Origin of the sequence: Actinomadura rupiterrae, assembly GCF_024172125.1 — a bacterium.
GTDB lineage: Bacteria > Actinomycetota > Actinomycetes > Streptosporangiales > Streptosporangiaceae > Spirillospora > Spirillospora rupiterrae.
In genome coordinates this window covers 36743-61946 of the sequence record NZ_JAMZEA010000021.1, presented here as the reverse complement: position 1 = coordinate 61946, position 25204 = coordinate 36743, and the positions used below count along the sequence as shown (strand labels likewise).

22 protein-coding genes and 2 tRNA genes are annotated in these 25204 nt (G+C 72.8%); 17 read left to right on the top strand and 7 right to left on the bottom strand.

All coding sequences use genetic code 11. The annotated features are described in order from the left end of the window. Positions 1-56: 56 nt before the first annotated feature. Positions 57-1025, bottom strand: a complete 969-nt coding sequence (locus FHU30_RS45150; RefSeq protein WP_253883886.1) for a GlxA family transcriptional regulator — start codon at positions 1023-1025, stop codon at positions 57-59. A gap of 104 nt (positions 1026-1129) precedes the next feature. Between FHU30_RS45150 and FHU30_RS45145 the strand changes: the two genes are divergently transcribed. From FHU30_RS45145 to FHU30_RS45115, 7 genes are all read left to right on the top strand, one after another. Beyond that, positions 1130-2080, top strand: coding sequence for an NADP-dependent oxidoreductase (locus tag FHU30_RS45145; RefSeq protein WP_253883885.1), 951 nt, complete (start codon positions 1130-1132; stop codon positions 2078-2080). A gap of 346 nt (positions 2081-2426) precedes the next feature. After that, positions 2427-2741, top strand: a complete 315-nt coding sequence (gene rplU / locus FHU30_RS45140) for a 50S ribosomal protein L21 (protein WP_253883884.1) — start codon at positions 2427-2429, stop codon at positions 2739-2741. A gap of 12 nt (positions 2742-2753) precedes the next feature. After that, positions 2754-3011: a 50S ribosomal protein L27 gene (gene rpmA, locus FHU30_RS45135; RefSeq protein ID WP_253883883.1), complete on the top strand. Its 258-nt coding sequence runs from the start codon at positions 2754-2756 to the stop codon at positions 3009-3011. An 87-nt stretch (positions 3012-3098) separates the two neighbouring features. After that, on the top strand, positions 3099-4583 hold the full coding sequence (gene obgE / locus FHU30_RS45130; protein WP_443612904.1) for a GTPase ObgE: 1485 nt from the start codon (positions 3099-3101) through the stop codon (positions 4581-4583). 45 nt (positions 4584-4628) lie between these two features. Then, positions 4629-5735, top strand: a complete 1107-nt coding sequence (gene proB, locus FHU30_RS45125) for a glutamate 5-kinase (protein ID WP_372504077.1) — start codon at positions 4629-4631, stop codon at positions 5733-5735. A 67-nt stretch (positions 5736-5802) separates the two neighbouring features. Then, the gene (locus FHU30_RS45120; RefSeq protein WP_253883882.1) at positions 5803-7098 is read left to right on the top strand and encodes a glutamate-5-semialdehyde dehydrogenase; all 1296 of its coding nucleotides are present in this window, start codon (positions 5803-5805) and stop codon (positions 7096-7098) included. 110 nt (positions 7099-7208) lie between these two features. After that, the gene (locus tag FHU30_RS45115) at positions 7209-8966 is read left to right on the top strand and encodes a TIGR03767 family metallophosphoesterase (protein ID WP_253883881.1); all 1758 of its coding nucleotides are present in this window, start codon (positions 7209-7211) and stop codon (positions 8964-8966) included. Between the two features lie 34 nt (positions 8967-9000). On the opposite strand, the gene FHU30_RS45110 is transcribed toward FHU30_RS45115, so the two are convergent. After that, positions 9001-9537, bottom strand: a complete 537-nt coding sequence (locus FHU30_RS45110; protein ID WP_504928396.1) for an NUDIX domain-containing protein — start codon at positions 9535-9537, stop codon at positions 9001-9003. 163 nt (positions 9538-9700) lie between these two features. After that, positions 9701-10885, bottom strand: a complete 1185-nt coding sequence (locus tag FHU30_RS45105; RefSeq protein ID WP_253883879.1) for a serine hydrolase domain-containing protein — start codon at positions 10883-10885, stop codon at positions 9701-9703. 93 nt (positions 10886-10978) lie between these two features. Here FHU30_RS45105 and FHU30_RS45100 point away from each other — a divergent pair, with 93 nt between their 5' ends. Continuing rightward, the gene (locus FHU30_RS45100) at positions 10979-11665 is read left to right on the top strand and encodes a TetR/AcrR family transcriptional regulator (RefSeq protein ID WP_253883878.1); all 687 of its coding nucleotides are present in this window, start codon (positions 10979-10981) and stop codon (positions 11663-11665) included. 18 nt (positions 11666-11683) lie between these two features. Here FHU30_RS45100 and FHU30_RS45095 read toward each other — a convergent pair whose 3' ends face one another. Further along, positions 11684-12979: a hypothetical protein gene (locus FHU30_RS45095; protein ID WP_253883877.1), complete on the bottom strand. Its 1296-nt coding sequence runs from the start codon at positions 12977-12979 to the stop codon at positions 11684-11686. Positions 12980-13030: 51 nt separating this feature from the next. After that, on the bottom strand, positions 13031-13996 hold the full coding sequence (locus FHU30_RS45090) for a helix-turn-helix transcriptional regulator (protein WP_253883876.1): 966 nt from the start codon (positions 13994-13996) through the stop codon (positions 13031-13033). A gap of 55 nt (positions 13997-14051) precedes the next feature. Between FHU30_RS45090 and FHU30_RS45085 the strand changes: the two genes are divergently transcribed. Then, positions 14052-15152 (top strand): epoxide hydrolase family protein, encoded by a 1101-nt coding sequence (locus tag FHU30_RS45085; RefSeq protein WP_253883875.1) that lies wholly within the window; start codon positions 14052-14054, stop codon positions 15150-15152. Between the two features lie 79 nt (positions 15153-15231). On the opposite strand, the gene FHU30_RS45080 is transcribed toward FHU30_RS45085, so the two are convergent. Continuing rightward, entirely contained in the window at positions 15232-16284 is a 1053-nt protein-coding gene (locus FHU30_RS45080; protein WP_253883874.1) for a M48 family metallopeptidase, read from the bottom strand. Positions 16285-16472: 188 nt separating this feature from the next. Between FHU30_RS45080 and FHU30_RS45075 the strand changes: the two genes are divergently transcribed. From FHU30_RS45075 to FHU30_RS45045, 7 genes are all read left to right on the top strand, one after another. Further along, positions 16473-17765 (top strand): phenylacetate--CoA ligase family protein, encoded by a 1293-nt coding sequence (locus FHU30_RS45075; protein WP_253883873.1) that lies wholly within the window; start codon positions 16473-16475, stop codon positions 17763-17765. A gap of 78 nt (positions 17766-17843) precedes the next feature. Further along, positions 17844-18443 carry a nicotinate-nucleotide adenylyltransferase gene (nadD, locus tag FHU30_RS45070; protein ID WP_253883872.1) on the top strand — a complete coding sequence of 200 codons (600 nt, stop codon included), beginning with the start codon at positions 17844-17846 and terminating at the stop codon, positions 18441-18443. 273 nt (positions 18444-18716) lie between these two features. Further along, complete coding sequence (gene rsfS / locus FHU30_RS45065) at positions 18717-19127, top strand: ribosome silencing factor (protein ID WP_253883871.1); 411 nt, start codon at positions 18717-18719, stop codon at positions 19125-19127. A 94-nt stretch (positions 19128-19221) separates the two neighbouring features. Continuing rightward, on the top strand, positions 19222-19824 hold the full coding sequence (locus tag FHU30_RS45060; protein ID WP_253883902.1) for a histidine phosphatase family protein: 603 nt from the start codon (positions 19222-19224) through the stop codon (positions 19822-19824). Positions 19825-19952: 128 nt separating this feature from the next. Next, a tRNA-Ala gene (locus tag FHU30_RS45055) sits at positions 19953-20025 on the top strand. 112 nt (positions 20026-20137) lie between these two features. Beyond that, a complete protein-coding gene (locus FHU30_RS45050; protein ID WP_253883870.1) occupies positions 20138-20368 on the top strand; it encodes a hypothetical protein in 231 nt (76 codons plus the stop codon). 138 nt (positions 20369-20506) lie between these two features. Continuing rightward, positions 20507-20579 (top strand) — tRNA-Ala (locus FHU30_RS45045). Between the two features lie 78 nt (positions 20580-20657). On the opposite strand, the gene FHU30_RS45040 is transcribed toward FHU30_RS45045, so the two are convergent. Further along, positions 20658-21767: a baeRF2 domain-containing protein gene (locus FHU30_RS45040; protein WP_253883869.1), complete on the bottom strand. Its 1110-nt coding sequence runs from the start codon at positions 21765-21767 to the stop codon at positions 20658-20660. Between the two features lie 85 nt (positions 21768-21852). On the opposite strand from FHU30_RS45040, the gene FHU30_RS45035 reads away from it, so the two are divergent. After that, positions 21853-25137 (top strand): AfsR/SARP family transcriptional regulator, encoded by a 3285-nt coding sequence (locus FHU30_RS45035; RefSeq protein WP_253883868.1) that lies wholly within the window; start codon positions 21853-21855, stop codon positions 25135-25137. Positions 25138-25204: the final 67 nt, after the last annotated feature.

Sequence of the window (25204 nt, the reverse complement as noted above, 5' to 3'; positions counted from 1 at the left end):
GTACGTGTCAGACGGCGTCCGTCTGCGGGAGGCGGCGCTTCCGCCTGCGCGCTGTGTCAGGCGGCGGGGGTGGGGCGGAAGGTGCGGCGGTAGGTCTGGGGGGAGACGTCCAGGGTGGCGCGGAAGCGCTGGCGGAGGGCGGTTCCGGTGCCGAAGCCGGCGCGGCGGGCCACGGCGTCCACCGGGAGGTCGGTGGCTTCGAGCAGGTGGCGGGCCAGGTCCAGGCGCTGGCCGGCGAGCCAGCGGCCGGGGCTGACGCCGGTCTCGGCGCGGAAGGCGCGGGTGAACGTGCGGACGCTGAGGCCCGCGTGCGCGGCGAGGTCGGCGAGCGTGAGCGGGTCGCCGAGGCGTTCCAGGGCCCAGGCGCGGGTGGGGGAGAGGCCGTCCGCGCGCTCCTCCGGGACGGGCCGCCGGACGTACTGGGCCTGCCCGCCGTCCCGCCACGGCGGGGTGACGCAGGCGCGCGCTACCTCGCCCGCCACCTCGCTGCCGTGGTCGCGCCGGACCAGGTGCAGGCACAGGTCGATCCCGGCGGTGACGCCGGCCGAGGTCAGCACGTCCCCGTCGTCCACGTACAGGACGTCGGGATCGACGCGGACGGCGGTGAACATGCGCTGGAGCAGGTCGGCCTCGCGCCAGTGCGTGGTGGCGCGGCGGCGGTCCAGCAGCCCGGCGGCGGCCAGCACGAACGCGCCGGTGCAGATCGCGACCAGCCGGGTGCCGGGGCGGACGGACGCGAGGGCGTCGCGCAGCGCGTCCGGCAGCGGGGCGCCGTGCCGGATGCCGTCCAGCGCGTGCGAGGGCGGCAGCACGACCGTGTCCGCCGAGGCCAGCAGGGACGCGTCGTGCTCCACGGCGATCGAGAAGTCGCCGCTCGCCCGGACCGGCCCGCCGTCCAGGGTGCACGTCGCGACCGAGTAGAGCGGCTCGCCGGTCGCCGAGCGGGCCGCTCCGAAGATCCGTCCGGGGATGCCCAGTTCGAAGGGGACGACGCCGTCCAGCGCGAGGACCACCACACGATGCATGGCCCGATTCTTTCGTATCGCGTCCATCGGGCCACTGCCAGGCCCGGTCGGAGACCGGGAACCTGGAGGCGGTCCGATCCACGCATGCAGGGCAGGAAGATCACATGGCAGAGAACACGATGCGCGCCGTCAGCCAGGACGAGCCGGGCGGCCCGGAGGTCCTGAAGATCGTCGAGACCGCGCGGCCGGAGCCGGGCGCGGGCGAGGTGCTGGTCCGGGTGCACGCCGCCGGGATCAACCCGACGGACTGGAAGACCCGGCAGCGCGGCCGGTTCTCGGACGGCTCGACGCCCCCGTTCACCCTCGGGTTCGACGTGTCCGGGGTGGTGGAGGCCGTCGGTTACGGCGTCGCGCTCTTCCAGCCCGGGGACGAGGTGTTCGGCATGCCCCGCTTCCCGCACCCCGCCGGGGCCTACGCCGAGTACGTCACCGCGCCCACCCGGCACTTCGCGCCCAAGCCGCCGAGCCTCGACCACGTCCACGCCGCCGCGCTGCCGCTGGCCGCGCTCACCGCCTGGCAGGCGCTGGTCGACACCGCGGACGTCCGGCCGGGCGAGCGGGTCCTGATCCACGCGGCGGCAGGCGGGGTCGGCCACCTGGCCGTCCAGATCGCCAAGGCGCGCGGCGCGTACGTGATCGGCACGGCCCGCGCCGCCAAGCACGGCTTCCTCCGGGACCTCGGCGCGGACGAGCTGGTCGACTACACCGAGCAGGACTTCGCCGAGGCCGTCCGGGACGTCGATGTCGTCCTGGAGGCGATCGGCGGCGACTACCCGGCAAGGTCCGTCCGCACGCTGAAGCCAGGAACCGGGCGCCTGGTCTCGATCCTCCCAATGGACGGCCCGGTCCCCGGCGCCGAGGACCGGGGCGTCCGGGCGGGGTTCGTCCTGGTGGAGCCGGACTGCCATGCGCTGCGCGAGATCGCCGCGCTGGTCGAGGACGGCCGCCTCAAGGTCCGCGTCCAGGAGACCTTCCCGCTGGAGAAGGCGGCGGACGCGCACGCGGCGGGGGAGACCGGCCGGACCGCAGGTAAGATCGTCCTGACGGTCGCGTAGCGGCCCGCGCGGACGATCTCCGCGCGGCAGCGGGACCGCGGTCCGGTGATCAAGCCGGCGGGGCGGGCGCGGTTCGCCTTACCCCGGAGCGTCCGGTAACCTTGGCAGACGGCGCGTGTCAGCGCGCCATCTCGACTTGCACGCGGAGCGGCGGTGACGCCGCGGTCGGTGCAGACACCCCGGCCCGTCCGGCCGGGGAGGAGCAGAGAGCGCCCGCGGCCACCTGGCCGTGTGGTGCGCCGTCCCCGGCCCCGGCCGGGGATAGGCCCCCAATCCTGGGGGCTGGTGAAGACCACGCGCGGGACCGGTTCGATCCGGAAGCGCGCGTTGAACGAAGGGTTTCCGCGTGTACGCGATCGTCCGCGCAGGCGGCAGGCAGGAGAAGGTCGCCGAGGGCGACGTCCTCACCGTCGACAAGCTCGACGCCGAGGTCGGCTCCACGGTGACGTTCCCGGCGCTGCTGGTCGTCGACGGCGGCAACGTCGTCAGCAAGCAGGCCGACCTGGCCTCCTACGAGGTCACCGCCGAGATCCTCGGCGCGGTCAAGGGCCCGAAGATCCACATCATGCACTACCGGAACAAGACCGGGTACAAGCGGCGGATGGGTCACCGTCAGCCGTACACCGAGGTCAAGATCACCGGTATCAAGGCCGGGAAGTAAGGGAGGCCCCGAATGGCACACAAGAAGGGCGCGTCGTCCAGCCGCAACGGCCGCGACTCCAACGCCAAGCGTCTGGGTGTCAAGCGCTTCGGCGGCCAGCTGGTCAACGCCGGCGAGATCATCGTCCGCCAGCGCGGCACCCACTTCCACCCCGGCCCGGGGGTCGGCCGCGGCGGCGACGACACGCTGTTCGCGCTGGTCGCGGGGCACGTGGCGTTCCGCCGGTACCGTGGCCGCAACGCCGTGACCATCGTCCCGCCGGCGGAGTAAGTCCGCCACGCAGCGACGTTAGAGAAGGGGCGGACCGTTTTCGGCGGTCCGCCCCTTCGCTTTGTTCAGGAGAGACCAGGAGGAGTCGTGGCCCCCAACACCGGAGCCGGCGCGCAGTTCGTGGACCGGGTCGTGCTGCACGTGGCGGCGGGGAACGGCGGGCACGGCTGCGCCTCCGTCCACCGCGAGAAGTTCAAGCCGCTCGGCGGTCCCGACGGGGCCAACGGCGGCAACGGCGGCGACGTCGTCCTGGAGGTCGACGCCAACACCGCCAGCCTGCTCGACTACCACCGCCGCCCGCACCGCAAGGCGCAGAACGGGCGGCCGGGCCAGGGCGGCATGCGCACCGGCGCGAACGGCGAGACCGTCGTCCTGCCGGTGCCGGACGGCACGGTCGTGAAGACCCGCGACGGCGAGGTGCTGGCCGACCTGGTCGGCGAGGGCACCCGCTTCGTCGTCTCGCAGGGCGGGCGCGGCGGCCTCGGCAACGCGGCGCTCGCGACCGCCAAGCGCAAGGCCCCCGGGTTCGCGCTGCTCGGCGAGCCCGGCGAGGAGCGCGACGTCGTGCTGGAGCTGAAGAGCGTCGCGGACGTCGCACTCGTCGGCTTCCCGAGCGCGGGCAAGTCGTCGCTGATCGCGGCGCTGTCCGCGGCCAAGCCGAAGATCGCCGACTACCCGTTCACCACCCTGATCCCGAACCTCGGCGTGGTCAGCGCGGGCGACACGACCTACACCGTCGCGGACGTCCCGGGCCTGATCGAGGGCGCCAGCGAGGGCAAGGGCCTCGGCCTGGAGTTCCTGCGGCACATCGAGCGGTCGTCCACGCTCGCGCACGTCCTCGACTGCGCGACCCTGGAGCCGGGCCGCGACCCGGTCTCCGACTTCGAGGTCATCGAGACCGAGCTGCAGGCGTACGACCGCGTCCTCGGCGACCGGCCGCTGTCGGACCGTCCGCGCATCGTCGTGCTCAACAAGGTGGACGTCCCGGACGGCCGCGACCTCGCCGACATCGTCCGGCCCGAGTTCGAGAAGCGCGGGCTGAAGGTGTTCGAGGTGTCCGCGGCGACGCACGAGGGGCTGCGCGAGCTGTCGTTCGCGATGGCCGAGATGGTCAAGCAGTACCGCGCGTCGCTCCCGGCGGTCGAGCCGACCCGCCTGGTGATCCGCCCGGTGCCGGTCGGCGGGGACGTCGACTACGAGGTCAAGCACATCGGCGAGAACACCTACCTGATCACCGGCGACAAGCCCGTCCGCTGGCTGAAGCAGACCGACTTCAGCAACGAGGAGGCCGTCGGCTACCTCGCCGACCGGCTCGCCCGCCTCGGTGTCGAGGAGGAGCTGGCCCGGGCCGGCGCGACCGCCGGCGCCACGGTCATGATCGGCACGATGGACGACGCGATCGTGTTCGACTGGGAGCCGGAGGCCGCGGCCGCCGCTGCCGCCGACTCCCCGCGCGGCACCGACCGGCGGCTCGACGCCGCGTCCGGGCACCGGCGCACCAACGTCGAGCGCCGCGCCGAACTTGAGGAGAAGCGCGCCGCCCGGCGCGCGGGCTACACCGACGAGGACTGACCCGGCCTGGCCCTCGCGCGCCGGCTCGACCCCCCAGGAGGACTGGTGACCATCCGAAAGGCGATCGGGAGCGCCCGGCGGATCGTGGTGAAGGCGGGCTCGTCCTCGCTGACCACGCCGCAGGGCACCATCGACGCCAACCGGATCGACGCGCTGGTGGACGTGCTGGCCGCGCGCCGCGCCGCCGGGACCGAGATCGTGTTCGTGTCGTCCGGCGCGATCGCCGCCGGGCTCGGCCCGCTCGGGCTGGCCCGGCGCCCGCGCGACCTGGCCACCCAGCAGGCCGCCGCGTCCGTGGGGCAGGGGCTGCTGGTCGCCCGGTACACCGCGTCGTTCGCGCGGTACGGGCTGACCGTCGGGCAGGTGCTGCTCACGCCGGACGACATGATGCGCCGCTCGCACCACCGCAACGCGCAGCGCGCGGTCGGGCAGCTGCTCGCGCTCGGCATCGTCCCGATCGTGAACGAGAACGACATGGTCGCGACCGACGAGATCCGGTTCGGCGACAACGACCGGCTCGCCGCGCTCGTCGCCCACCTGACCAGGGCCGACGCGCTCGTCCTGCTCTCCGACGTGGACGCGCTGTACACCGGCGACCCGTCCCGTCCGGGCGCGGCGCGGATCGAGGAGGTGCGCACACCCGCCGACCTCGCCGGGATCGAGCTCGGCGGATCCGGACGGGTCGGCACCGGCGGCATGGTCACCAAGGTCGAGGCGGCGCGGATCGCCGGCGTCCCGGTCGTCCTGACGAACGCCGCGCGCGCCGCCGCCGCGCTCGCCGGGGAGCCGGTCGGCACCTACTTCCACCCCGGGGACGCGCCGCGCATGTCGTCCCGCAACCTGTGGCTCGCGCACGCGACGACCGGGCAGGGCCGGGTCGTGCTGGACGCGGGCGCGGTCGAGGCGGTCGTGCAGCGCCGCAAGTCGCTGCTGCCCGCCGGGGTCACCGGCGTGCAGGGCGAGTTCGCGGCGGGCGACCCGGTCGACCTGGTCGGCGCGGACGGCCTGGTCGTCGCGCGCGGCCTGGTCAACTACGACGCCGCCGAGATCCCCGAGCTGATGGGCCGCTCGACGCGCTGGCTGGCGCGCGAGCTGGGCCCGGAGTACGAACGCGAGGTCATCCACCGCGACCACCTGGTCGTGCTGGCCTGAGCCGATCCACCTGCATACGGTCAATGGCGCCCGTCCGAACCGCGGAACATGGGAAAGGGGTTCGCCGATGAGCGAGCCGGTCAACGAGCAGCCGATCGAGGCGGCCGACCAGGAGCGGGACGCGTTCCTGCGCGTCGCCGAGTTCGGCCGGGCCGCGTCGGCGGAGCTGGCGCCGCTGCCGCGCGCCGCCAAGGACGCGGCGCTGCACGCGATCGCGGACGCGCTGGTCGCGCGCGCCGACGAGATCGTCAAGGCGAACGACGGCGACGTCGCGCGGGCGCGCGAGGCGGGCACGTCCGAGGCGATGATCGACCGGCTGGCGCTGAGCCGCGAGCGCGTCGGGGCGATCGCCGCGGCCGTCCGCAAGGTCGCCGAGCTGCCTGACCCGGTGGGCGAGACCGTCCGCGGCTACGTGCTGCCGAACGGCCTGTCGGTGCAGCAGGTCCGGGTGCCGCTGGGCGTCGTCGGGATCATCTACGAGGGCCGTCCGAACGTCACCGTGGACGCGGCGGCGCTGTGCCTGAAGAGCGGCAACGTGGCGCTGCTGCGCGGGTCGTCCTCGGCGGTCGGGTCGAACACCGCGCTCGTCGCGATCATGCAGGACGCGCTGCGCGGCACGGCCGTGCCGGAGGACGCCGTCCAGCTCGTCCCGGGCACCTCGCGCGCTTCGGTGAAGCACCTGATGCGGGCGCGCGGCCTCGTGGACGTGCTGATCCCGCGCGGCGGCGCGTCGCTGATCAACTCGGTGGTGCAGGAGTCCACGGTCCCGGTGATCGAGACCGGCGTCGGCAACTGCTCGGTCTACGTGGACGAGTCGGCCGACCTGGACATGGCGCTGGAGATCCTGGTGAACGCCAAGACGCAGCGCCCGTCGGTGTGCAACGCGGCCGAGACCGTGCTCATCCACGCGAACGTCGCCGACAAGTTCCTGCCGCGCGCGCTCGCTGCGCTCAAGGACAGGGGCGTGACCGTCCACGGCGACCAGCTCGTCCGCGCCTACTCGCCGGACGTCGTCGCCGCCACCGAGGACGACTGGTACGCCGAGTACCTCTCGCTCGACATCGCCGCCCGGGTCGTCCCGACGCTGGACGAGGCCGTCGCGCACATCCGCAGGTACGGGTCGGGGCACACCGAGGCGATCATCACCGACTCGCAGCCCGCCGCGAAGCGGTTCGTCGCGCTGGTCGACTCGGCCGCCGTGATGGTGAACGCCTCGACCCGGTTCACCGACGGCGAGGAGTTCGGGTTCGGCGCGGAGATCGGCATCTCGACGCAGAAGCTGCACGCGCGCGGCCCGATGGGGCTGCCGGAACTGACGTCCACCAAGTACGTCGTCACCGGCGAGGGCCACACCCGGGGCTGACCTTTTACTGCGGCGCCGCGTCCCGTTCGGGGCGCGGCGCTGTGCTCTGCGCCTCATGTGACAGATTGACTCTTGATGTAACTGTGCACGCTGTGGTCTGATTCACTCTCGTGAACCAAGCTTCCCGGTCGGCGGGCGTGTCCCGCCGCAGCGTCCTGCTGGGCGCGGGGGCCGCGGGACTCGCGGTCTCCGGCCTGGCCGCGTTCCCCGCCCGTCCCGGCCTCGCCGCGCCCCCGCTCCGCGGCCCGGCCGCAGGGACGACCCTGGACCGCACCCTGGTCCCCGGTCGTCCCGGGGCGGGCGGCTACCGGAAGCTCGTCGCCGGCCCCGGCGAGCCGCACCTGCTCCGCCGCGACCTCGGCGGGACGGCCGCCGCCCGCCGCGCCGCGACCCGCCGCGGGATCCTCGCGTTCGGCCAGCTCACCGACGTGCACATCGTGGACGCGCAGTCCCCGGGCCGGGTCGAGTTCCTGGACCGGATCAAGGACCTGGTGAGCGCGATCCCGACCGAGGGCGCCTACCGCCCGCAGGAGATCCTCACCACGCACGTCGCCGAGGCGATGGTCCGCGCGATGAACCGCGTCGGACGCGGCCCCGCGACCGGCCTCGGCCTGGCGTTCACCATCAACACCGGCGACGCCGCCGACAACACCCAGCTCAACGAGCTGCGCTGGATCATCGACCTGCTGGACGGCCGCCCGATCACCCCCGACTCCGGCGACCCGCGCCGCTACGAGGGCGTGATGGACGGCGTCGGCTACAGCGCCGCCTACTGGCACCCGGACGGCCCGCCGCCCGGCCACGCCGCCGACCAGGCGATCGCCAAGCACGGCTTCCCGCGCGTCCCGGGCCTGCTCGACGCGGCCCGCCGGCCGTTCCACGCGACCGGCCTGCGCACCCCGTGGCTCGCCGCGTTCGGCAACCACGACGGCCTCATGCAGGGCAACCTCCCGCCGAACCCGCTGCTCGCCTCGCTCGCGACCGGCGGCACGAAGATCGTCGCCCCCGCCGACGCCGCCCAGGCCGACCGCCTGGCCCGCGTCCTGCGCACGGGGAACGCGGGCGAGTTCGCCCGCATCGCCGCGCAGTCGAACGGCGGCCTGTTCCGCCAGGTCACGCCCGACCCGCGGCGCCGCGTCCTGTCCCGCGCGGAGGTCGTCCGCGAGCACTTCAACACGACCTCGTCCTTGCGCGGCCACGGCTTCACCGCCGAGAACCTCCGCAAAGGCACCGCCTACTACGGCTTCGACCAGGGCATCGTCCGCGGCCTCGTCCTGGACACCGTCAACCCGAACGGCTACTCGGAGGGCTCGCTCGACAAGGCCCAGTTCGCCTGGCTGGAGGCCCAGCTCAAGGCCGGCAGCCGCACCTACTACGACACCTCGGGCCGCAAGGTCTCGCACAACGTGAAGAACCGGCTGTTCGTCCTGTTCAGCCACCACACCCTCGCGTCCCTGGGCAACCCCCTCGGCGGCGGACGCGTCCTGGGCGACGAGGTCAAGGCGCTCCTGCTGCGCTTCCCGAACGTCGTCCTCTGGGTGAACGGCCACACCCACGTCAACCAGGTCACCCCGCACCCCCGCAAGGGCGGCGGCGGCTTCTGGGAGGTCAACACGGCCGCCCACATCGACTTCCCGCAGCAGAGCCGCATCGTCGAACTGGCCGACAACCGCGACGGCACCCTCTCGGTCTTCGCGACCGTCCTGGACTCCGCGGCCCCCGAATCCTCCCGCAGCCTCACCGACCCGGTCTCCCTCGCGTCCCTCTCCCGCGAACTCTCCGCCAACGACTGGCAGGACACCCCCGCCCACCGCCGAGGCACCCCCGAAGACCGCAACGTCGAGCTGCTAGTCCCGTCCCCCTTCTGACCTGCGGCGCCGGCGATCCGCGGATCGCCGGCGCTCAGAGGCCCCGGAGCGTCAGCAGCGTGTACGCGGCGACGCTGGAGTCATCGGTGATCTCGCCGCGCAGCACCATGTCCCGGAACTGGACGCGCGAGAAGAACCCCTGCCGCATGTCCTGCTCCTCGGGTTCCCGGTCGTGCGGCCCCTGCTCCAGCTCGGACGCCACCCACACGTTGAAGCCCTGGTTGGACGACCCGTGCGAGCCGTGCAGGAACCCGATGTGCTGCAGCTTCCCCGCCCGCAGCCCCGTCTCCTGCGCCAGTTCCATCCGCGCCAGCTCCTCCGGGTCGCCGTCCTCCCGGTTCGGCCGCGCCCCCTGCGGAAAGTTCCACGCCCGCCGCCCGATCGGGTACCGGAACTCCTCCACCAGCACGAACCCGTCATCCTGCACCGGAATGACCAGCGCGAAGTCCGGCCGATCGATCACCCCGTAAACCCCCCGAGACCCGTCCCCCCGCTCGATCTCGTCCTCCCGCACCAGCATCCAAGGATTCTCGTAGACCACCCGACTACCAACCTGCCTGATCCCACTCATCCCCCCATCATCCCCACCCGCGCGCTCGCCGGAGCGGAGCGCGCGGGGTTGTGGAATTCGTGGCGGGCTGGGACGCGCTCGGCAACGCCTGGAGTCGGTGCTGGGACGTTGCCGAGCCGCTGTTCGCCGGTGCCGCCGCCCCTTGTATCGCGTGGACGACGGGTCAGTGGTGGTTTGTGAGGGTGGTGGCTACGGCGCGGAAGGCGTGGAGGGCTTCGGCCATGTGGGTGTCGGAGTTCAGGTCTTGGCTGGTTTTGACGATGACGACGTGGTCCTTGGGGGAGACGTATACGAACTGGCCGAGGATGCCGATCGCGGTGTAGTCGCCTCTGTCGCCGTCGCCGCGCCACCACTGGTAGCCGTAGCCGTAGGTGTTGTCCGGGATGTCGGGGGTGTCCGGGGTGAGGTGGTGGGGCTGGAGGTAGGGCTCGGTGCTGTGCGTGGAGTCGCGTACCCAGGAGGACGGGATGACCTGGCGTCCGCCGGCGCGGCCGTTGCGGAGGTAGAGCAGGCCGAAGCGGGCGAAGTCGCGGACGGTCGCGTGGTAGCAGCAGTAGCCGATGTCGTTGCCCGCGTAGTCGTGGCCCATGAGCATCGGCGTCTCCATACCGGCAGGACGCCAGATCTGGTCCTGGACGTAGGCCGATAGGGGACGTCCTACGGCTTTGCTCACGACCCAGCCGAGCACGAACGTGTTCATCGAGTCGTAGTTCCATCTGGTGCCGGGTTCGCGGTCGCGGACGGCCTCGCGCGCCTGCGCGGTGAGGGGCGTCCCGAACACCATGCGGATCGTCGTCGCCGTAGAGCCCTTGGTCGGGTCCGTGTACTGCGTCTCGTCGTACTTGTGGCCGGACGCCATGTGCAGGACGTCCTTGATGCTGACGCCGTCGTAGCCCGTCCCGCGCAGTTCCGGGACGTACTTGGTCACCGGGTCGTCCACCGAGCGGATGTGTCCGTCCGCTATGGCGGCGCCCACGGCCGTCGCGGTGATCGACTTTCCGACCGACCACGAGTTGAAGCGGCTGGCCTGGTTGTAGCCGGAGAAGTAGCGCTCGTCCACGACCTGGTCGTCATGCAGGACGAGGTAGCCGAGCGTGGACGACCGCTTCAGGAAGTCCGACAGCGTTCTCGTCTGGCCCTTGTAGGTGTACGTGGGGTCGATCTCGTGCGCGCGCGTCACGAGAGGTTCGGGACGTCCCGAAACCGCGATCGTGGTCGTCGGGTAGAAGGGCACGTGCGCCAGCAGCGGCAGGGGCAGGGGGCCGTCGTCCGCCCTGACCGGCGACGACAGGACGGACGCCAGCAGCACGGCCGTCGAGGCCGCGGCGGCCACACCTCGCTTGAGCATGGGGGCTCCGTTCGTTGGGGGGACCCGCATGAAAACAGCTAAGCACCAATGGTGTCAACAATGGTGCTTAACGTCCGCGGCTATCCTGGCGCGATGACCGAGCCAGCTCCCGCACCCGTCCGGCGCCGCCGCTCCCTGGGCTTCCTCACCCCGGAGCTGATCGTGGACACGGCCATGGCGATCATGGAGCGGGACGGCGCGGACGCGCTGACCTTCCGGCGGCTCGGCACCGAGCTGGGTGTCGACCACACCGCCGTGCTGCGCCACTTCGGCGGCAAGGACGACCTGCTCCTCGCGATCACCGACCGGCTGCTCGCCGAGTCCCTGGACGGCTTCCAGCCCGCCGAGGGCTGGCGCGAGACCCTCTCCGACCTGGCCCGGCGCGTCCGCCGCGCCTGCCGCTCCCACCCGCACGCGGCCGCGCTCGTCGCGGGCCGCACCGCCCGCCGCGACGCCGAGTTCGTGGGCGCGGAGATCGTGATCGGCGCGCTCCTCCAGGCGGGGCTCCGGGGCCGCGAGGCCGCCTCCTGCTACCGCGCCCTGGTGGACGTCGCGCTCGCCTACTCGGCCTTCGAGGCCGTCCAGCTCACCCTGTCCGACGACGCCATGGCCGGCGACCGCCGCGCCTGGAGCCGCGAGTACCTGTCCCTGCCCCCGGACGAGTACCCCAACATCGCCGAGGTCGCCCCCCACCTCCCCGAGGTCGACGCCGAGGACCAGTTCGAGGTCGCCCTCGACCTGTTCCTCGACGCCGTGGAACTCCGCGCCACCCGGAACTGACCGGGCGCCGCACCGTCCTCAGAAGGTCTTGCTCGTGGCCGCCAGGTACGCACCCTGAGCAGGCAGGTACAGCCGGAAGTAATACCCCTTACCGAGCCCGAGGCGATCGATGTAGATCATGCCGGTCTTGGTGGTCTTCGTCGTCCGGTACCAGTGCCAGGTCCTGCTGCCCGCACGCCGGTAGTACAGCCCGACTTTGAGCCCGCCCATATTGGAGAACGTGTGCTGGCCGTCGTACCAGTCCTGGAGGTGCCCGTACACGGTCGTGCCGCGGCTGCTCCGGTCAGCGTGCGGCGCGGGGTTCGCGAAGTGGCCCTGGTCGGTGATGGTGTGCGGGGCGGTGGCGCTGGTGCTCGCCAGGTTCGTGTGATCGCCGATCACGCGGGCCTGCCAGTCCGCCGCGCCCATCGGGGCGTAGGCGACCATGGAGAAGTTCCCGAAGTCGTCGGTCTGCGTCCCGCCGATGGTGTGCCAGGCCCTGGAGCCCTTCGGACGGTAGAAGACGCTGACGATCGGAGGATCCGCGGGGGCGCCCCACTGTGTCCCGTGGCTCCACTGCACCCGGCCGGTGATCTGGCCGGGCCGATGGGCCTCGTTCGTCTTCGGAATCTTGAAGAAGACGAAGCGGGTGTTGTCGTACGCCTCGATCACCGCGGCCCCGGCCTGTCCGGAGTCGTAGTAGAAACGCGAGTCGTAGGACAGCCTGGCCGTCCAGGCGTCCGGGACGTCGGCGCGGGCCTCGAAGCGGAAACGGCCATCGTCGCCGGTGGTCGTGGAGTCTCCCGCGCCGCGGTCGCGGACGAGATCGATCCGCACCTGCGGAAGGGGCTTCCAGACGCCGCCCAGGGAGATCTGCGCGACTCCGGTCAACGTGACCGCGGTCCCCGCCCGCACCGACGAGGGCGCCGGGTCGAGAAGGACGCGCGACGGCGCCTGCTGGGCGCGTTCGTTCGCGACGTTGGCCCACGAGGACATGTTCTGGGCGTCACCTGCGAAGGCGACGGTCAGGATGCCGCCGGACGGCAGGTCGACGGTCGCCGTGAAAGCGCCGTCCGCGTCCGTCGTGGCGGTGCCGAGCACGCCGCCGAGCTTGATCTGGACGGGCACGCCCGCCAGCGGCTGCCGTTGGCGCTGCACGAAATGGTGTAGGTGGCCCTGGACGGTGACCGTCCGGTGCTCGTAGCCGACCGTAGTGGTGGACGCGGTCAGATCGGTGAAGAGGGTGCCCGACATCGCGGCGGCGTGGGCGGGTTGGAGGGACGCGGCGACCGTCACGGCGGTCGCGGCGAGGGAGAACAGAGCGGAACGGCGCACCGAACCTCGACCTTTCTCGAAAGTGAGGACGTGATCGTACGCCCGCCCCGGTCAGCCCGGAAGATCGCCCCGGCCGTTCGCGGCGGCGGCGGCGCGGACGGCGAGGTCGCGCAGGTGTGAGGCGAGTTCGGGCGGGTTGTGGACCTCGAAGGGGCGGCCGAGCATGAGCAGCCGGGCGGCGAGCCAGGGGAGGGTGTCGGCGCGGCCGCGCAGCCGGCAGGTGCGGTCGTCGAGCGCCTCGATCTCGTCCGGGGCGGCCCGGAGGGCGCGGACGGCGTCGGCGGCGGGCATGTGCAGCGTCGCGTCCACCTCGAAGGTCGGGACGATGGAGTACAGCTTGTCCCGGACGAACGCGGCCGCGTCGCCGCCCGGGATCGCGCGGTCCGGGTAGCGCTGCCCCGTCCGGGACGGCTCGGACACGCGGTCGACGCGGAACACCCGCCAGTCGTCGCGGACGGTGTCGAAGGCGACCAGGTACCAGCGCCGACCCACCGGGACGAGCCGGTGCGGTTCCACGATGCGCCGCTCGTCCCGGAACAGGAAGCGCAGCCGCTCGCCCGCGGCCGCCGCGGCGGCGATCACCGCCAGGACGCCGGGGTCGACGCTCGGCTCGTCCGGGTCGGGCGGCGGCGCGTCGACCGCCCGGCCGAGCGCCGACACCCGGTGCCGCAGCCGGGACGGCAGCACCTGTTCGAGCTTCGCCAGCGCGCGGACGGCGGCGGGTCCGATGCCCTCGACGGGCTGGCCGCCGACCGTGCGGAGGCTGACCGCGATGGCGACGGCCTCCTCGTCGTCCAGCAGCAGCGGCGGCATCGCCGCGCCCGCGACCAGCCGGTACCCGCCCGCCGGGCCCATCTCCGTCTCGACGGGGTAGCCGAGGTCGCGCAGCCGCTCGACGTCCCGCCGGACGGTCCGGGTCGTCACGTCCAGCCGTTCGGCGAGCTCGGACGCCGACCAGCGCCGGGGCGTCTGGAGGTGGGACAGGAGCCGCAGCAGCCGCGACGACGTCTCCGCCAAGGAATACCTCCATATAGGAACGATCCTGTCCTACTCCGATCCTAACGTTGTCCTCATGAGCAGCAATGAGATCCGTCCCTTCCGCATCGACGTCCCGCAGGCCGACATCGACGACCTGAACGACCGCCTCGCGCGCACGCGATGGGGCCGGCAACTGCCGGGGGACGGCTGGGACCGCGGCGTGCCCGTCGAGTTCATGAAGGAACTCGCCGAGTACTGGCGCACCGGTTTCGACTGGCGCGCGCAGGAGGCGCGGTTCAACGAGTTCCCGCAGTTCGTCACGGAGATCGACGGTTATGACGTGCACTTCCTGCACGTCCGCTCGGACGACCCGGACGCTCTGCCGGTCCTCCTCGCGCACGGCTGGCCCAACTCGTTCGTCGAGTTCGCGGAGGTGATCCGGCCGCTGACCGAGCGCGGCTTCCACGTCGTCGTCCCGGGCGTCCCGGGGATGGGTTTCTCGGACGCGCCGCGCGACACCGGCTGGAACGCCGCGCGCATCGCGGGCATGTGGACGGAGCTGATGAGCCGCCTCGGCTACGACCGGTACGGCGTGGAAGGCGGCGATTTCGGCGCCTACGTCGCCCCCGAGATGGCCAAGATCGCCCCGGAGCGCGTGGCCGGCGTGTACATCATCAGCGGCCTGGGCTTCCCCACCGAGCAGGACGTCCCGGACATGCTGCCCGAGGAGAAGGCCCAGTACGACCTGATGCAGCAGTGGGCCGGGTCGGAAGTGCTCGACCACCACCACGTCAACCGCATCGCCCCGCAGACCTTCGGCTACGGCTGGGACGACTCGCCGACCGCCGCGCTCGCCTGGATGGCGCACAAGTTCAACGACTTCGCCACCGGCTCGTTCGACGCCATCGACCGCGACCTGTTCCTAGCCAACGCGAGCCTCTACTGGTTCACGCGCTCGTTCGGGACGTCCGCCTGGTCGTACTACAACAAGGGCAAGGACATGTCCTGGCCGGAGGGGCAGAAGGACGTCCCGTCCGGCACCTACAGCGGCGCGCCCGGCATCCGCCGCCTCGCCGAGCGCACCAACGAGATCGTCCACTGGGGCGAGGGCAACCCCGGCACGCACCACTTCGTCATGATGGAGGAGCCGGCCGCCGTCGCCGCCGACATGCGCGCCTTCTTCGACCTCACCTGATCCGCACTGCCCGCGCCCAATGCGAAACGGCCGTCGCGCCCCCGCGCGACGGCCGCTCTGGCCCGTCACCGTGACGACGTCAGTTCGATGACGTGGTGTCGCTACCGCCGTTGCCCCCGTTGCCACGGCGGCCGAAGCGGTCGAAGAGGCCGCCCGCGGCGTTCGCCGCCGCGTCCGCGATGTCGCGCACCTTGCCGACGAACGGGTCGGCGCTGTTCTCCCAGGACTCGCGGTACGACTTGGCCGCGTTCTTGACCTCGTCGGTGATCGAGGCGCTGGAGTCGTCGTCGCGGCGCGGGTAGTCGCCGGCGAGGATCCGCTCGTACTCGCCGCTGCGCGCCCACCGGTCGATCTCGGCGAACCGGATCACCGAGTACGGGTGCGACTGGTTCAGCAGGTTCAGGAACTTCAGGAAGCCGTCCCGGACGTCGCCGGCGGCGTCGTACTCGCGCGCCTGCGCGAGGAACGCCTCGGCGTTCATCTCCGCCAGCCGGGTGCCGCCCGCCAGCTTCATCATCACGCGCTTGGCGGCCTCCAGGTCCTGCCCGCAGAGCAGGCCCGCGCGGTCGGCCGACAGCTCGGCCTTCCGGAACCACTCGCGCAGCCCCATGATGATCGCGGCGATCCCGATGTTGCCGAGCGGCAGCCACGCCAGCCGCGACCCGAGCTGCATCAGGATCATCATCATCGTCTGGTACACCGCGTGCCCGGACAGGATGTGCCCGACCTCGTGCGCGATGACGAACCGCAGCTCCTCGTCGTCGTGCAGGTCGAGCAGCCCGGTCGTCACGACGATGAACGGGTGGTCGGAGCCGATCGCCATCGCGTTGGCGCGCGGGTCCTGCGTGACGTACACCTCGGGGACCTCGGGCAGGTCCAGGATGTAGGCGGCGTCGCGGACCATGTCGTGCAGGTTGCGGAACTGGTCCTCGCCCGCGCGGACGGCCCCGCCGAGGAAGGTCAGCCGGATGGCCCGCTCGTTGAACAGCCCCGACATCTTGCGCAGGACGACGTCGAACCCCGTGAGCGAGCGCAGCGCCACCAGCGCCGAGCGGTCAGCGGGGTGTTCGTAGGCCCGGGAGCTGATCCCGGGGAAGCGCGTTCGTGCTCGGTCCGGTGTGTTGGTCGTCATATCCGGCATGGTACGTCCGACGATCGCCGAGGTGCGGGGGTTCCCGGACGCCGCGTCCGACACTGGCCCGCCACCTCCGCGCCACGACCGTTCGCCCCCGGGACTGGACTTACCGAACGGCCGGTCAGTAACGTCTTGCGCCCGGAGCGTGTGACGCGCTTCACTCTGGGTGGACGAGGGAGGCGCGCATGTTCGACCCCAAGGCCGAGGCGATGTCCGTCGACGAGCGCGCCGCGCTCCAGCGGCACCGCCTGTGGGGGATGATCGACCGGCTGCTCGCGGCGGACGGCCCGCAGGGCAGGTGGCTCCGCGAGGCCGGCATCGAAGGTGGCTCCGACGTCCACCTGGACGACCTGCCCCGCCTCCCGTTCACCACCAAGCAGCAGCTCTGGGACGCCTACCCGTTCGGCATGGTCGCCGTCCCGCAGGACCAGGTCGCCGCCGTGCACGGGTCGTCCGGCACGAAGGGCCGCCCGACGCTCGTCGCCTACACCCGCGCCGACCTGGACCTCTGGGCCTCGATGTGCGCGCGGTCGCTGGCCTGCGCCGGCGCCGACACCGGCAGCCTCGTCCACAACGCCTACGGCTACGGGCTGTTCACCGGCGGCATGGGCATCCACCAGGGCGCGGTGAAGCTCGGCGCGACCGTCGTGCCGATGTCCGGCGGGATGACCGAGCGCCAGGTGCGCATGATCGCCGACCTGAAGCCGGACATCCTGACCTGCACGCCCGCGTACGCGCTGCGGCTCGGCGAGGCGGCGGCCGAGGCCGGCGCGGACGTGTCGTCCCTCAAGGCCGGGATCTTCGGCGCCGAGCCCTGGTCGGAGGAGCTGCGCGCCGCGATCCAGGCCGTCCTGCCGGTGAAGGCGCTCGACATCTACGGCCTCTCGGAGATCATCGGCCCCGGCGTCGCGACCGAGTGCCTGGAGCAGGACGGCCTGCACGTCAACGAGGACCACTTCATCGTCGAGGCCGTCGACCCGGCGACCGGCGAGCCCGTCCCGGACGGCACGCCCGGCGAGCTGGTCTTCACCACGCCGACCAAGCAGGCCCTCCCGCTCGTCCGGTACCGCACCGGCGACGTGGCGTCCCTCACGCGCGGGGACTGCGACTGCGGGCGGACGCTCGTCCGCATGAGCAAGGTCATGGGCCGCGCGGACGACATGCTCGTCGTCCGGGGCGTGAACGTGTACCCGAGCGAGATCGAGCGCGTCCTGCTCGGCTCCGGCCTGGTCGGCCCGCACTACCAGATCGTCGTCGACCGCCGGGCGGAGGCCGCGGTCCGGCTGGTCGTCGCCTGCGAGGCCGCCGGGGAGGACGACCCGTCCGACCGGCTCGTCCGGCTCCTCAAGGCCGACCTGGGCCTGCACGCCGACATCGCCGTCCTGCCCGCGGGGGACGTCCCGCGCGTCGAGGTCGGCAAGGCCGTCCGGGTCGTCCTGTGGAACGAGGGCGCACCCCCACTCCCCGGCCTCACCTGACCCGCCCCGCCCCGCGCCTGGTCCCGCGCCGCAGGCCCGGCGTTGGGGCGGTTTGCGGCGCTGGCTATTCTCGTCGGCATGACGCAAAAGCGGCGGCTGGGGATCATGGGCGGCACGTTCGACCCGATCCACCACGGCCACCTGGTGGCCGCGAGCGAGGTGGCGCACTTCTTCGCGCTGGACGAGGTGGTCTTCGTGCCCACCGGCCTCTCGTCGCACAAGCCCGACCAGCAGGTCACCCCGGCCGAGGACCGGTACCTGATGGCCGTGATCGCCACCGCGTCCAACCCCCGCTTCTCGGTCAGCCGCATCGACATCGAGCGCAAGGGCGCCACCTACACCGTGGACACCCTCCGCGACATTCACGCCCTCTACGGCGACGACAACGAGTACTTCTTCATCACCGGCGCGGACGCCCTGGCCAAGATGCTCGACTGGCACGACGCCGAGGAGCTGTTCGAGCTGGCCCACTTCGTCGGGGTCACCCGGCCCGGGCACCGGCTCACCGACCCCGGCCTGCCGGACGGGCGGGTCAGCCTGATGGAGGTCCCGGCGCTGGCGATCTCCTCCACCGAGTGCCGCGACCGGGTCCGCGCGGGCGAGCCCATCTGGTACCTGGTCCCGGACGGCATCGTCCAGTACATCAACAAGCGCGACCTCTACCGCGACCCGTCCTGACCCCCCTCTCCCGCGCGGTCGGGGCCCGTGCGGCGCATCCGGCCCCGTTCGGCGCGACCGGGGCCCGTCCGCGAGTCATCGCCGGGGACGAGTGCGGAATCCCTCGTCCTGGGCAGGAAAAGCGGTGGCCCGCGCCCCATACCCTGGAAGGGAGAGACCGTCGCGGGCCGTCCCGGCCCGTCCGTACGGATGGACGACACCGGGGACCCCGGGTGCCCGCCGTGAGAGGCTGTGCCCGGAAACCACCCCCACAGGGAGGATCACGAGCGCACCGTGACCGCATCCGAAAGGGCCGCCAAGCTGGTCCGGCTCGCCGCCGAGGCGGCGGGCGACAAGCTGGCCGACGAAATCATCGCCTACGACGTGAGCGAGCAGCTCGTCATCACCGACGCGTTCGTGCTGTGCTCCGCCCCCAACGACCGGCAGGTCCACGCGATCGTGGACGAGGTGGAGAAGCGCCTGCGCGAGGAGGCGGGGGCCAAGCCCGTCCGCCGCGAGGGCGAGCGCGAGGGGCGCTGGGTGCTGCTCGACTACGCGGACGTGATCGTGCACGTCCAGCACGAGGAGGAGCGCACCTTCTACGCCCTGGAGCGGCTGTGGAAGGACTGCCCGACCATGGAGCTGCCCGAGGACGTCAACGCGCACATGGCGCAGCGCGGCCGGTCGGCGGTCCCCGGTGAGTGAGACCCCCGGACCGGACGCCGCGCAGGCGGCCCCCGGGTCCGGCGCCGCGCAGGCGGCGCCCGCCCCGCGCGTCCCCGGGCGCCGGCGGCTCGTCCTGTGGCGGCACGGCCAGACGGAGTGGAACGTCCAGCAGCGCTTCCAGGGCCGGACCGACATCCCCCTGGACGAGACGGGCGTGGCGCAGGCGCACCGCGCGGCGGGTCTGCTCGCCGCGCTGAACCCGACGGCGCTCGTGGCGTCCACCCTCGTGCGCGCGCGCGACACCGCGCAGACCCTCGCCGACCTCACCGGCCTGCCGGTGGAGTACGACCCGGAGCTGGTGGAGCGGGACGGCGGCGAGTGGGAGGGCCTGACCGCCAAGCAGATCCGCGAGCGCTTCCCGGCCGAGCGCGCCCGCTGGGAGCCGCCGGGCGGCGAGAACAGCGCGCAGGTCGCCAAGCGCGTCGGCGCGGCGCTGGAGCGGCACGCGGCGGCGCTCGACCCCGAGGGCGTCCTGGTCGTCGCCTCGCACGGCGCGGCGCTGCGGCTCGGCATCGCGCACCTGCTCGGCCTCCCCGAGGACGTGTGGGACTGCCTCGGCGGCCTGTCGAACTGCTCCTGGTCGGTGCTCACCGAACTGCGCGACGGCGGCTGGCGGCTGGCCGAGCACAACGCGGGCACCCTCCCCGAACCCGTCCTCAGCGACGACCGCGCCTGACCGGGTGAATCCGTCCTGCCGGGACCGGCTCGGCGGTCGCGCCCAGCGGGTTATTCGATTCGTCTGAACGCCGCCGGTCCTATATGCTGGCGGAGCGCTGCGGGGATGAACGTCCATCGCAGTCGCACGGGGCTATGGCGCAGTTGGTAGCGCGCCTCCATGGCATGGAGGAGGTCTGGGGTTCGAATCCCCATAGCTCCACAACCCGGAGAGCGGCGAGCAGTGCTCGCCGCTCTCTTTCGTTGTCCCGGGCTTCGTAAAATCGGACACAGGCGGCCAAATCACTCCCACTCGGATGGTTTCATTACCGTCCATGGGAAGACATCGCAGGGGAGCCCGGCGCGAGGTGACCGTCGCCGACCTGATCGACGCGCTGCGCCGGTACCCGCCCGAGATGGAGGTGCGGCTCGCCACCCAGCCGCGCATGCCCCAGGAGCTCACCGTGGGCGCGATCGCCGAGGCCGACGGCATGGTCTGGATCGGCGAGGGACGCCAGGAGGGCTACGCCCCCGACGAGGTGGCCGACCGCCTCGGCTGGAGCTGAGCCACCCCTCCGCTGGAGCTGAGCCGCCCGTCCGCGGACGTCCCGGCGGCTGGTCCGGGTTGGTCCGAAGCGGTCGCGGCATGCACTAAGCTTTTCCCTGCAGGTCGCCCGGGAGACACTCCCTGGCGGGCTCGACGCGGGGCTATGGCGCAGTTGGTAGCGCGCCTCCATGGCATGGAGGAGGTCTGGGGTTCGAATCCCCATAGCTCCACAGCGAACGAGAGGGGCCGGTGGCGACACCGGCCCCTCTCGCGTTTCCCCTCTGGTTCAGTCGCGCAGGACGGCGCGGTCAGTAGCGCAGGACGGCGCCGACGCCCAGCTCGGCCTGCGGTGTGATCGCCGGGAGGATGGTCAGGTCGCCGTCCGTCGCCGCCACCGCGCGGATCAGGGCGGCGTCGGCGCGTTCCTCGGCCGGCTCCTCGACACCCAGCTCGCGCAGCCGGTCCGGTGAGGCGGCGATCTCGTGCGGGCGCGGGCCCACCCACAGCCGGGTCGGCGCGTTCGGGTCCTCGTCCAGCAGGAGGGACTCGACGCGCCCGCCGAACGCGGCCTCGGCCGTCGCGGGCAGCCCGGTCACGGCGCGCCGCCCGGCCGCCAGCTCCCGCTCGAACCGCTCCGCGACGCGCATGATCCGCTCGGCGCGCTTCAGCTCCAGGATCCGCGCGACCTCGGCCTTCATCCCGGCGCCGTCCGGTCCGCGGTCGGTCTCGACGGTGTGCGCGAGCAGGTTCTCGCCGAGCTCCTCCAGGACGGCCGAGCGCGCGTGCGGGTCGCCGGCGAGGATGACCAGCTCGGCCCCGCAGCGCCGGGCGAGGGCCTCCACCTTGCGGCCGACCTTGCGCGCGTTGGCCTTCCAGGCCTCCTCGACGGCCCGCTGGTAGCGGGACTGGTTCCAGTCGCCGCCCTTGGGCTTGTGGATCGGGTACTCCTCGTCCCCGGCGACCTCGACGACCTGCGGTGGCGGGTCCGCGGCGGCGTCCGGGCCGTCCGCCGGGGCGAAGCAGGTGATCTTCCCGCCGCGCCGGTCCACCGCCACGACCAGGTACGGGAACCGCTCGCCCAGCTCGGCGAGCAGCGGCAGGACGTGCGGCAGCGGCGCGCAGCGGGCCTGCTCGGCGCGCGGCGGCCGGTCCATCCGCCGGAGGTAGGCGACCTTCCCGTCCGTCGCGAACGCGACCAGCCCCTCGGAGCGGCGGTCCCGCAGGTCCTCCATGACGACGGCCTCCAGCGCGTGCAGGTCCGCCTCCGGGGCGCCCTGCGCCGCCAGCTCGCCGCGGCGCGCCCGCCAGCGCAGCTCGGCGGCCTTCGCCGCGTCCTCGGTGGTGCGGGTCAGGTCCAGGTACAGGGAGGCGAACGGACCGGACCCGGCGTACAGCGGTTTGAGGAAAGTCAGATCCATGTACCGGCCCTACCCGTCCCGTCCGCATCAAACGTCCCTTTCGGCATGGATGATCCGGACGCCCCGGGTGGGGGAGAATGCAGGCATGGCAGGTGCGCGGATCGGCATACTGGGGCCGCTGGAGGCGCGGGACGCGTCCGGCCGTCCCGTCGAGATCAGCGGGCCCCGGCTGCGCGCCCTGCTCATCCGGCTGGCGCTGGAACCGGGCCGCCCGGTGTCCGCCGCCCGCCTGCTGGACGACCTGTGGGACGGCGCCCCGCCCGGCGGCAACGCCCTCCAGGCCCTGGTCTCCCGGCTCCGCGCCCTGACCGGCCGGGACCTGATCGAGCACGGTCCGGCCGGGTACCGCCTCGCGCTCGATCCCGCGTCCGTGGACGCTGTCGCGTTCGAGCGCGCCGTGGCCGCCGCGCGCACGCTGACGTCCTCGTCCGAGCGGGCCGTTGCGCTTCGTCAAGCCTTGGACATGTGGCGTGGCCCGGCTCTGGCCGACGTAGCGGACGCTGATTTCGCGCACGCACGGGCGACCCGCCTAGAGGAACTGCGCCTCACAGCATCAGAAGACCGTATGGAGGCCGAACTCGCGCTAGGGGAGTCGGGTTCGCTGCTGCCAGAGCTGGAAGCGATGGCCGCCGCGCATCCGTTGCGTGAGCGCGTCCGGTGCCTGCTCATGCAGGCGTTGAACGCGGCGGGCCGTCCGGCCGACGCCCTGCGCGTGTACGAGGAGACGCGCGAGCACCTGGCCGAGCACCTCGGCGTCGATCCCGCGCCCGAGCTGGCCGCGCTGCACCTGTCCATCCTCCGCCGGGACGCACCGGAGCCCGCCGCGAAACCGCAGGTCGAGCCCGCTGAACCCGCGCGGCCGGCGCCCGCGCCGGCCGCTCCCGAACGCAGGACGAACCTGTCCGCCGGCCTGACCAGCTTCGTCGGCCGGGACGAGGAGGTCAGGCAGCTCGGCAAGATGCTCGCCGAATCCCGGCTCGTCACCCTCACCGGGCCGGGCGGCGCCGGCAAGACGCGGCTGGCTTCCGAGGCGGCCGCGCCGCTCGTTGACCGCCTGCCGGACGGCGTCTGGTTCATCCCGCTCGCCCCGATGGCGTCCGGCGGGTCCGGCGACGCGGTCGCGCAGGCCGTGCTCGTCGCCCTGGAGGTCCCCGACCTGCTGCGCCCGGCCGAGGGCCGCACCGCGCCGCCCCCGCTGGACCGCCTCGCCGACCTGCTCGCCACCCGCCGCACCCTGCTCGTCCTGGACAACTGCGAGCACGTCCTGGACGGGGTCGCCGCCGCGGCCGACCGGGTGCTCGCCGCCGCGCCCGAGGCCCGCGTGCTCGCGACCAGCCGCGAACCGATCGGTATCACCGGCGAGACCCTGTACCCGGTGCCGTCGCTCTCCCTGCCGCCCGTCGGCGCGGACCCGGCGACCGCGCTCGAACACGCCGCCACCCGCCTGCTCGCCGACCGCGCCGCCGCCGTCCGTCCTGGTTTCGCCGTGGACGAGGCGAACGTCGCCGACCTGGTCGAGATCGTCCGCGCGCTGGACGGCATCCCGCTCGCGATCGAGCTGGCCGCCGCCCGGCTCCGCGCGCTCACCCCGGCGCAGGTCGCGGCCCGGCTCGGCGACCGGTTCCGGCTGCTCACCGGCGGCAGCCGCGCCGCCCTGCCCCGGCACCGCACGCTCCGCGCCGTCGTGGACTGGAGCTGGGACCTGCTGGACGACGACGAGCGCCGCGTCCTCCGCCGCCTCTCGGTGTTCGCCGGAGGCGCCACCCTCGAAGCCGTCGAACGCGTCTGCGCCACCGACCCGCCCGCTTTCGGCGCTGGCGCCAGCTCCGGCTCCGGCTCCGCGGACGAGTTCATCGATGTCGTCGATGTCGTCGCGTCCCTGGTGGACAAGTCCCTGGTGATGGCCGACGGCGATGCCGAGCCGCGCTACCGGCTGCTGGAGACCGTCCGCGTGTACGCGCGCGAGCGCCTGGACGAATCGGGCGAGACCGGCGCCGTCCGCGCCGCGCACGCCGCCTACTACCTGGAGCTCGCCGAGCGCGCCGAACCCGAGCTGCGCCGGAACGAGCAGCTGCTGTGGGTGGAGCGGCTCACCGCCGAGCGAGAGAACCACAACGCGGCGTTCCAGACCGTCATCGAGGCGGGCGACGTCGTGACCGGGCTGCGGCTGGTCACCGCGCTGGTCTGGTACTGGCTGATGCGCGACCTGGAGCGGGAGGCGTGCCGCTGGGCCGCCGCCGTGCACGAGCTGGCCGGGGACGAGCCGCCGCCCGGCCTCAGCGAGCAGTACGCGATCTGCGCGTTCACCGGCTCGGTCGTCGCGCGGTCCGGCGAGCACGGGCCCGCGCCCGAGCTGTTCGGCGAGACGATCTCGGACCTGCTGCGCTTCCTGCCCGAGCGGCCGCGGCACCCGATGGCGGTGATCGCCCGTCCGGCCTCGCAGCTGTTCCTGCACGAGGTGGAGCGCGCGACCGAGAGCTTCGGCGAGCTGACCGGCCATCCGGACCCGTGGATCCGCGCGATCGCGACGACCATGCTGATCTTCAGCAGCCTGCACGACGGCGACGTGGACGGCGCCTACGAGCGCGCCCGCGGGTCCTACGAGGGCTTCCGGGACCTCGGCGACCGGCTCGGCATGGGGATCACCCTGATCGTCCTGGTCCAGATCTCGATGAGCCAGGGCAGGCCCGAGGAGGCCCTCCGGTACGGCGAGGAGGCCCGCCGGTACGCCGCCCAGGGCGTCAACCCGGACCAGGGCTCGATCCTGCTCATCCAGCTCGCGCGCGCACGAGCAGAACTCGGCGACACCGAACGCGCCTACCGGGACCTGGCCGAAGGCGTCCGCGCGGCGGTCCGCATCGGCGAGTACGCGGACGCGACGACGGGCTACATCACCGAAGCCGAGTTCCACATGCGCGACGGCGATCTGGCCGCCGCACGCGAAGCGGTCGATCAGGCTATGAAGCTGGCCGAGCCCCGTATGGCCCGCGCGGACTTCCACAGCGCCGGGCCCCTCACGTACAGCAAGCTCGGCACCTTGTACGCGCTGGAGGGCGACCTCGTGCGCGCGGCCGAATGGCACACCCGCGCATTGCGGTCCATCGAACCGAAGGCGATGCTCGTCAGCCAGACGATCGCGGCGGTGGTCGAGGGCGTCGCCGGACTCGCGATGGCGCGCGGCGAGCACGAACGCGCCGCCGAACTCCTCGGCACCGCGCACTCCGTCCTGGGCTTCCGCGACAAGCAGGGCTACGACCGCCGCCGCGTCATGGACGCGATCCTGCCCGTCCTGGGCCAGGACGCCTTCGACGCGGCGTACGAGCGAGGCCGCGCCGCCACTGCGGAAGACGCCCTCGCCCTAACGCCTTGACCCCCGAATGGCCTTTGGCCGCCCGCTGCTAGCGGACGGACGAACGCCATAGGACGGAGCTATGCGC

Excerpts from the sequence above, each read along its gene's own strand:
- FHU30_RS45150 (WP_253883886.1), bottom strand. The coding sequence starts at position 1,025 with ATGCATCGTGTGGTGGTCCTCGCGCTGGACGGCGTCGTCCCCTTCGAA.
- FHU30_RS45145 (WP_253883885.1), top strand. The coding sequence starts at position 1,130 with ATGGCAGAGAACACGATGCGCGCCGTCAGCCAGGACGAGCCGGGCGGC.
- rpmA (WP_253883883.1), top strand. The coding sequence starts at position 2,754 with ATGGCACACAAGAAGGGCGCGTCGTCCAGCCGCAACGGCCGCGACTCC.
- FHU30_RS45120 (WP_253883882.1), top strand. The coding sequence starts at position 5,803 with ATGAGCGAGCCGGTCAACGAGCAGCCGATCGAGGCGGCCGACCAGGAG.
- FHU30_RS45110 (WP_504928396.1), bottom strand. The coding sequence starts at position 9,537 with ATGAGTGGGATCAGGCAGGTTGGTAGTCGGGTGGTCTACGAGAATCCT.
- FHU30_RS45105 (WP_253883879.1), bottom strand. The coding sequence starts at position 10,885 with ATGCTCAAGCGAGGTGTGGCCGCCGCGGCCTCGACGGCCGTGCTGCTG.
- FHU30_RS45100 (WP_253883878.1), top strand. The coding sequence starts at position 10,979 with ATGACCGAGCCAGCTCCCGCACCCGTCCGGCGCCGCCGCTCCCTGGGC.
- FHU30_RS45085 (WP_253883875.1), top strand. The coding sequence starts at position 14,052 with ATGAGCAGCAATGAGATCCGTCCCTTCCGCATCGACGTCCCGCAGGCC.
- FHU30_RS45080 (WP_253883874.1), bottom strand. The coding sequence starts at position 16,284 with ATGACGACCAACACACCGGACCGAGCACGAACGCGCTTCCCCGGGATC.
- FHU30_RS45075 (WP_253883873.1), top strand. The coding sequence starts at position 16,473 with ATGTTCGACCCCAAGGCCGAGGCGATGTCCGTCGACGAGCGCGCCGCG.
- nadD (WP_253883872.1), top strand. The coding sequence starts at position 17,844 with ATGACGCAAAAGCGGCGGCTGGGGATCATGGGCGGCACGTTCGACCCG.
- FHU30_RS45050 (WP_253883870.1), top strand. The coding sequence starts at position 20,138 with ATGGGAAGACATCGCAGGGGAGCCCGGCGCGAGGTGACCGTCGCCGAC.
- FHU30_RS45040 (WP_253883869.1), bottom strand. The coding sequence starts at position 21,767 with ATGGATCTGACTTTCCTCAAACCGCTGTACGCCGGGTCCGGTCCGTTC.
- FHU30_RS45035 (WP_253883868.1), top strand. The coding sequence starts at position 21,853 with ATGGCAGGTGCGCGGATCGGCATACTGGGGCCGCTGGAGGCGCGGGAC.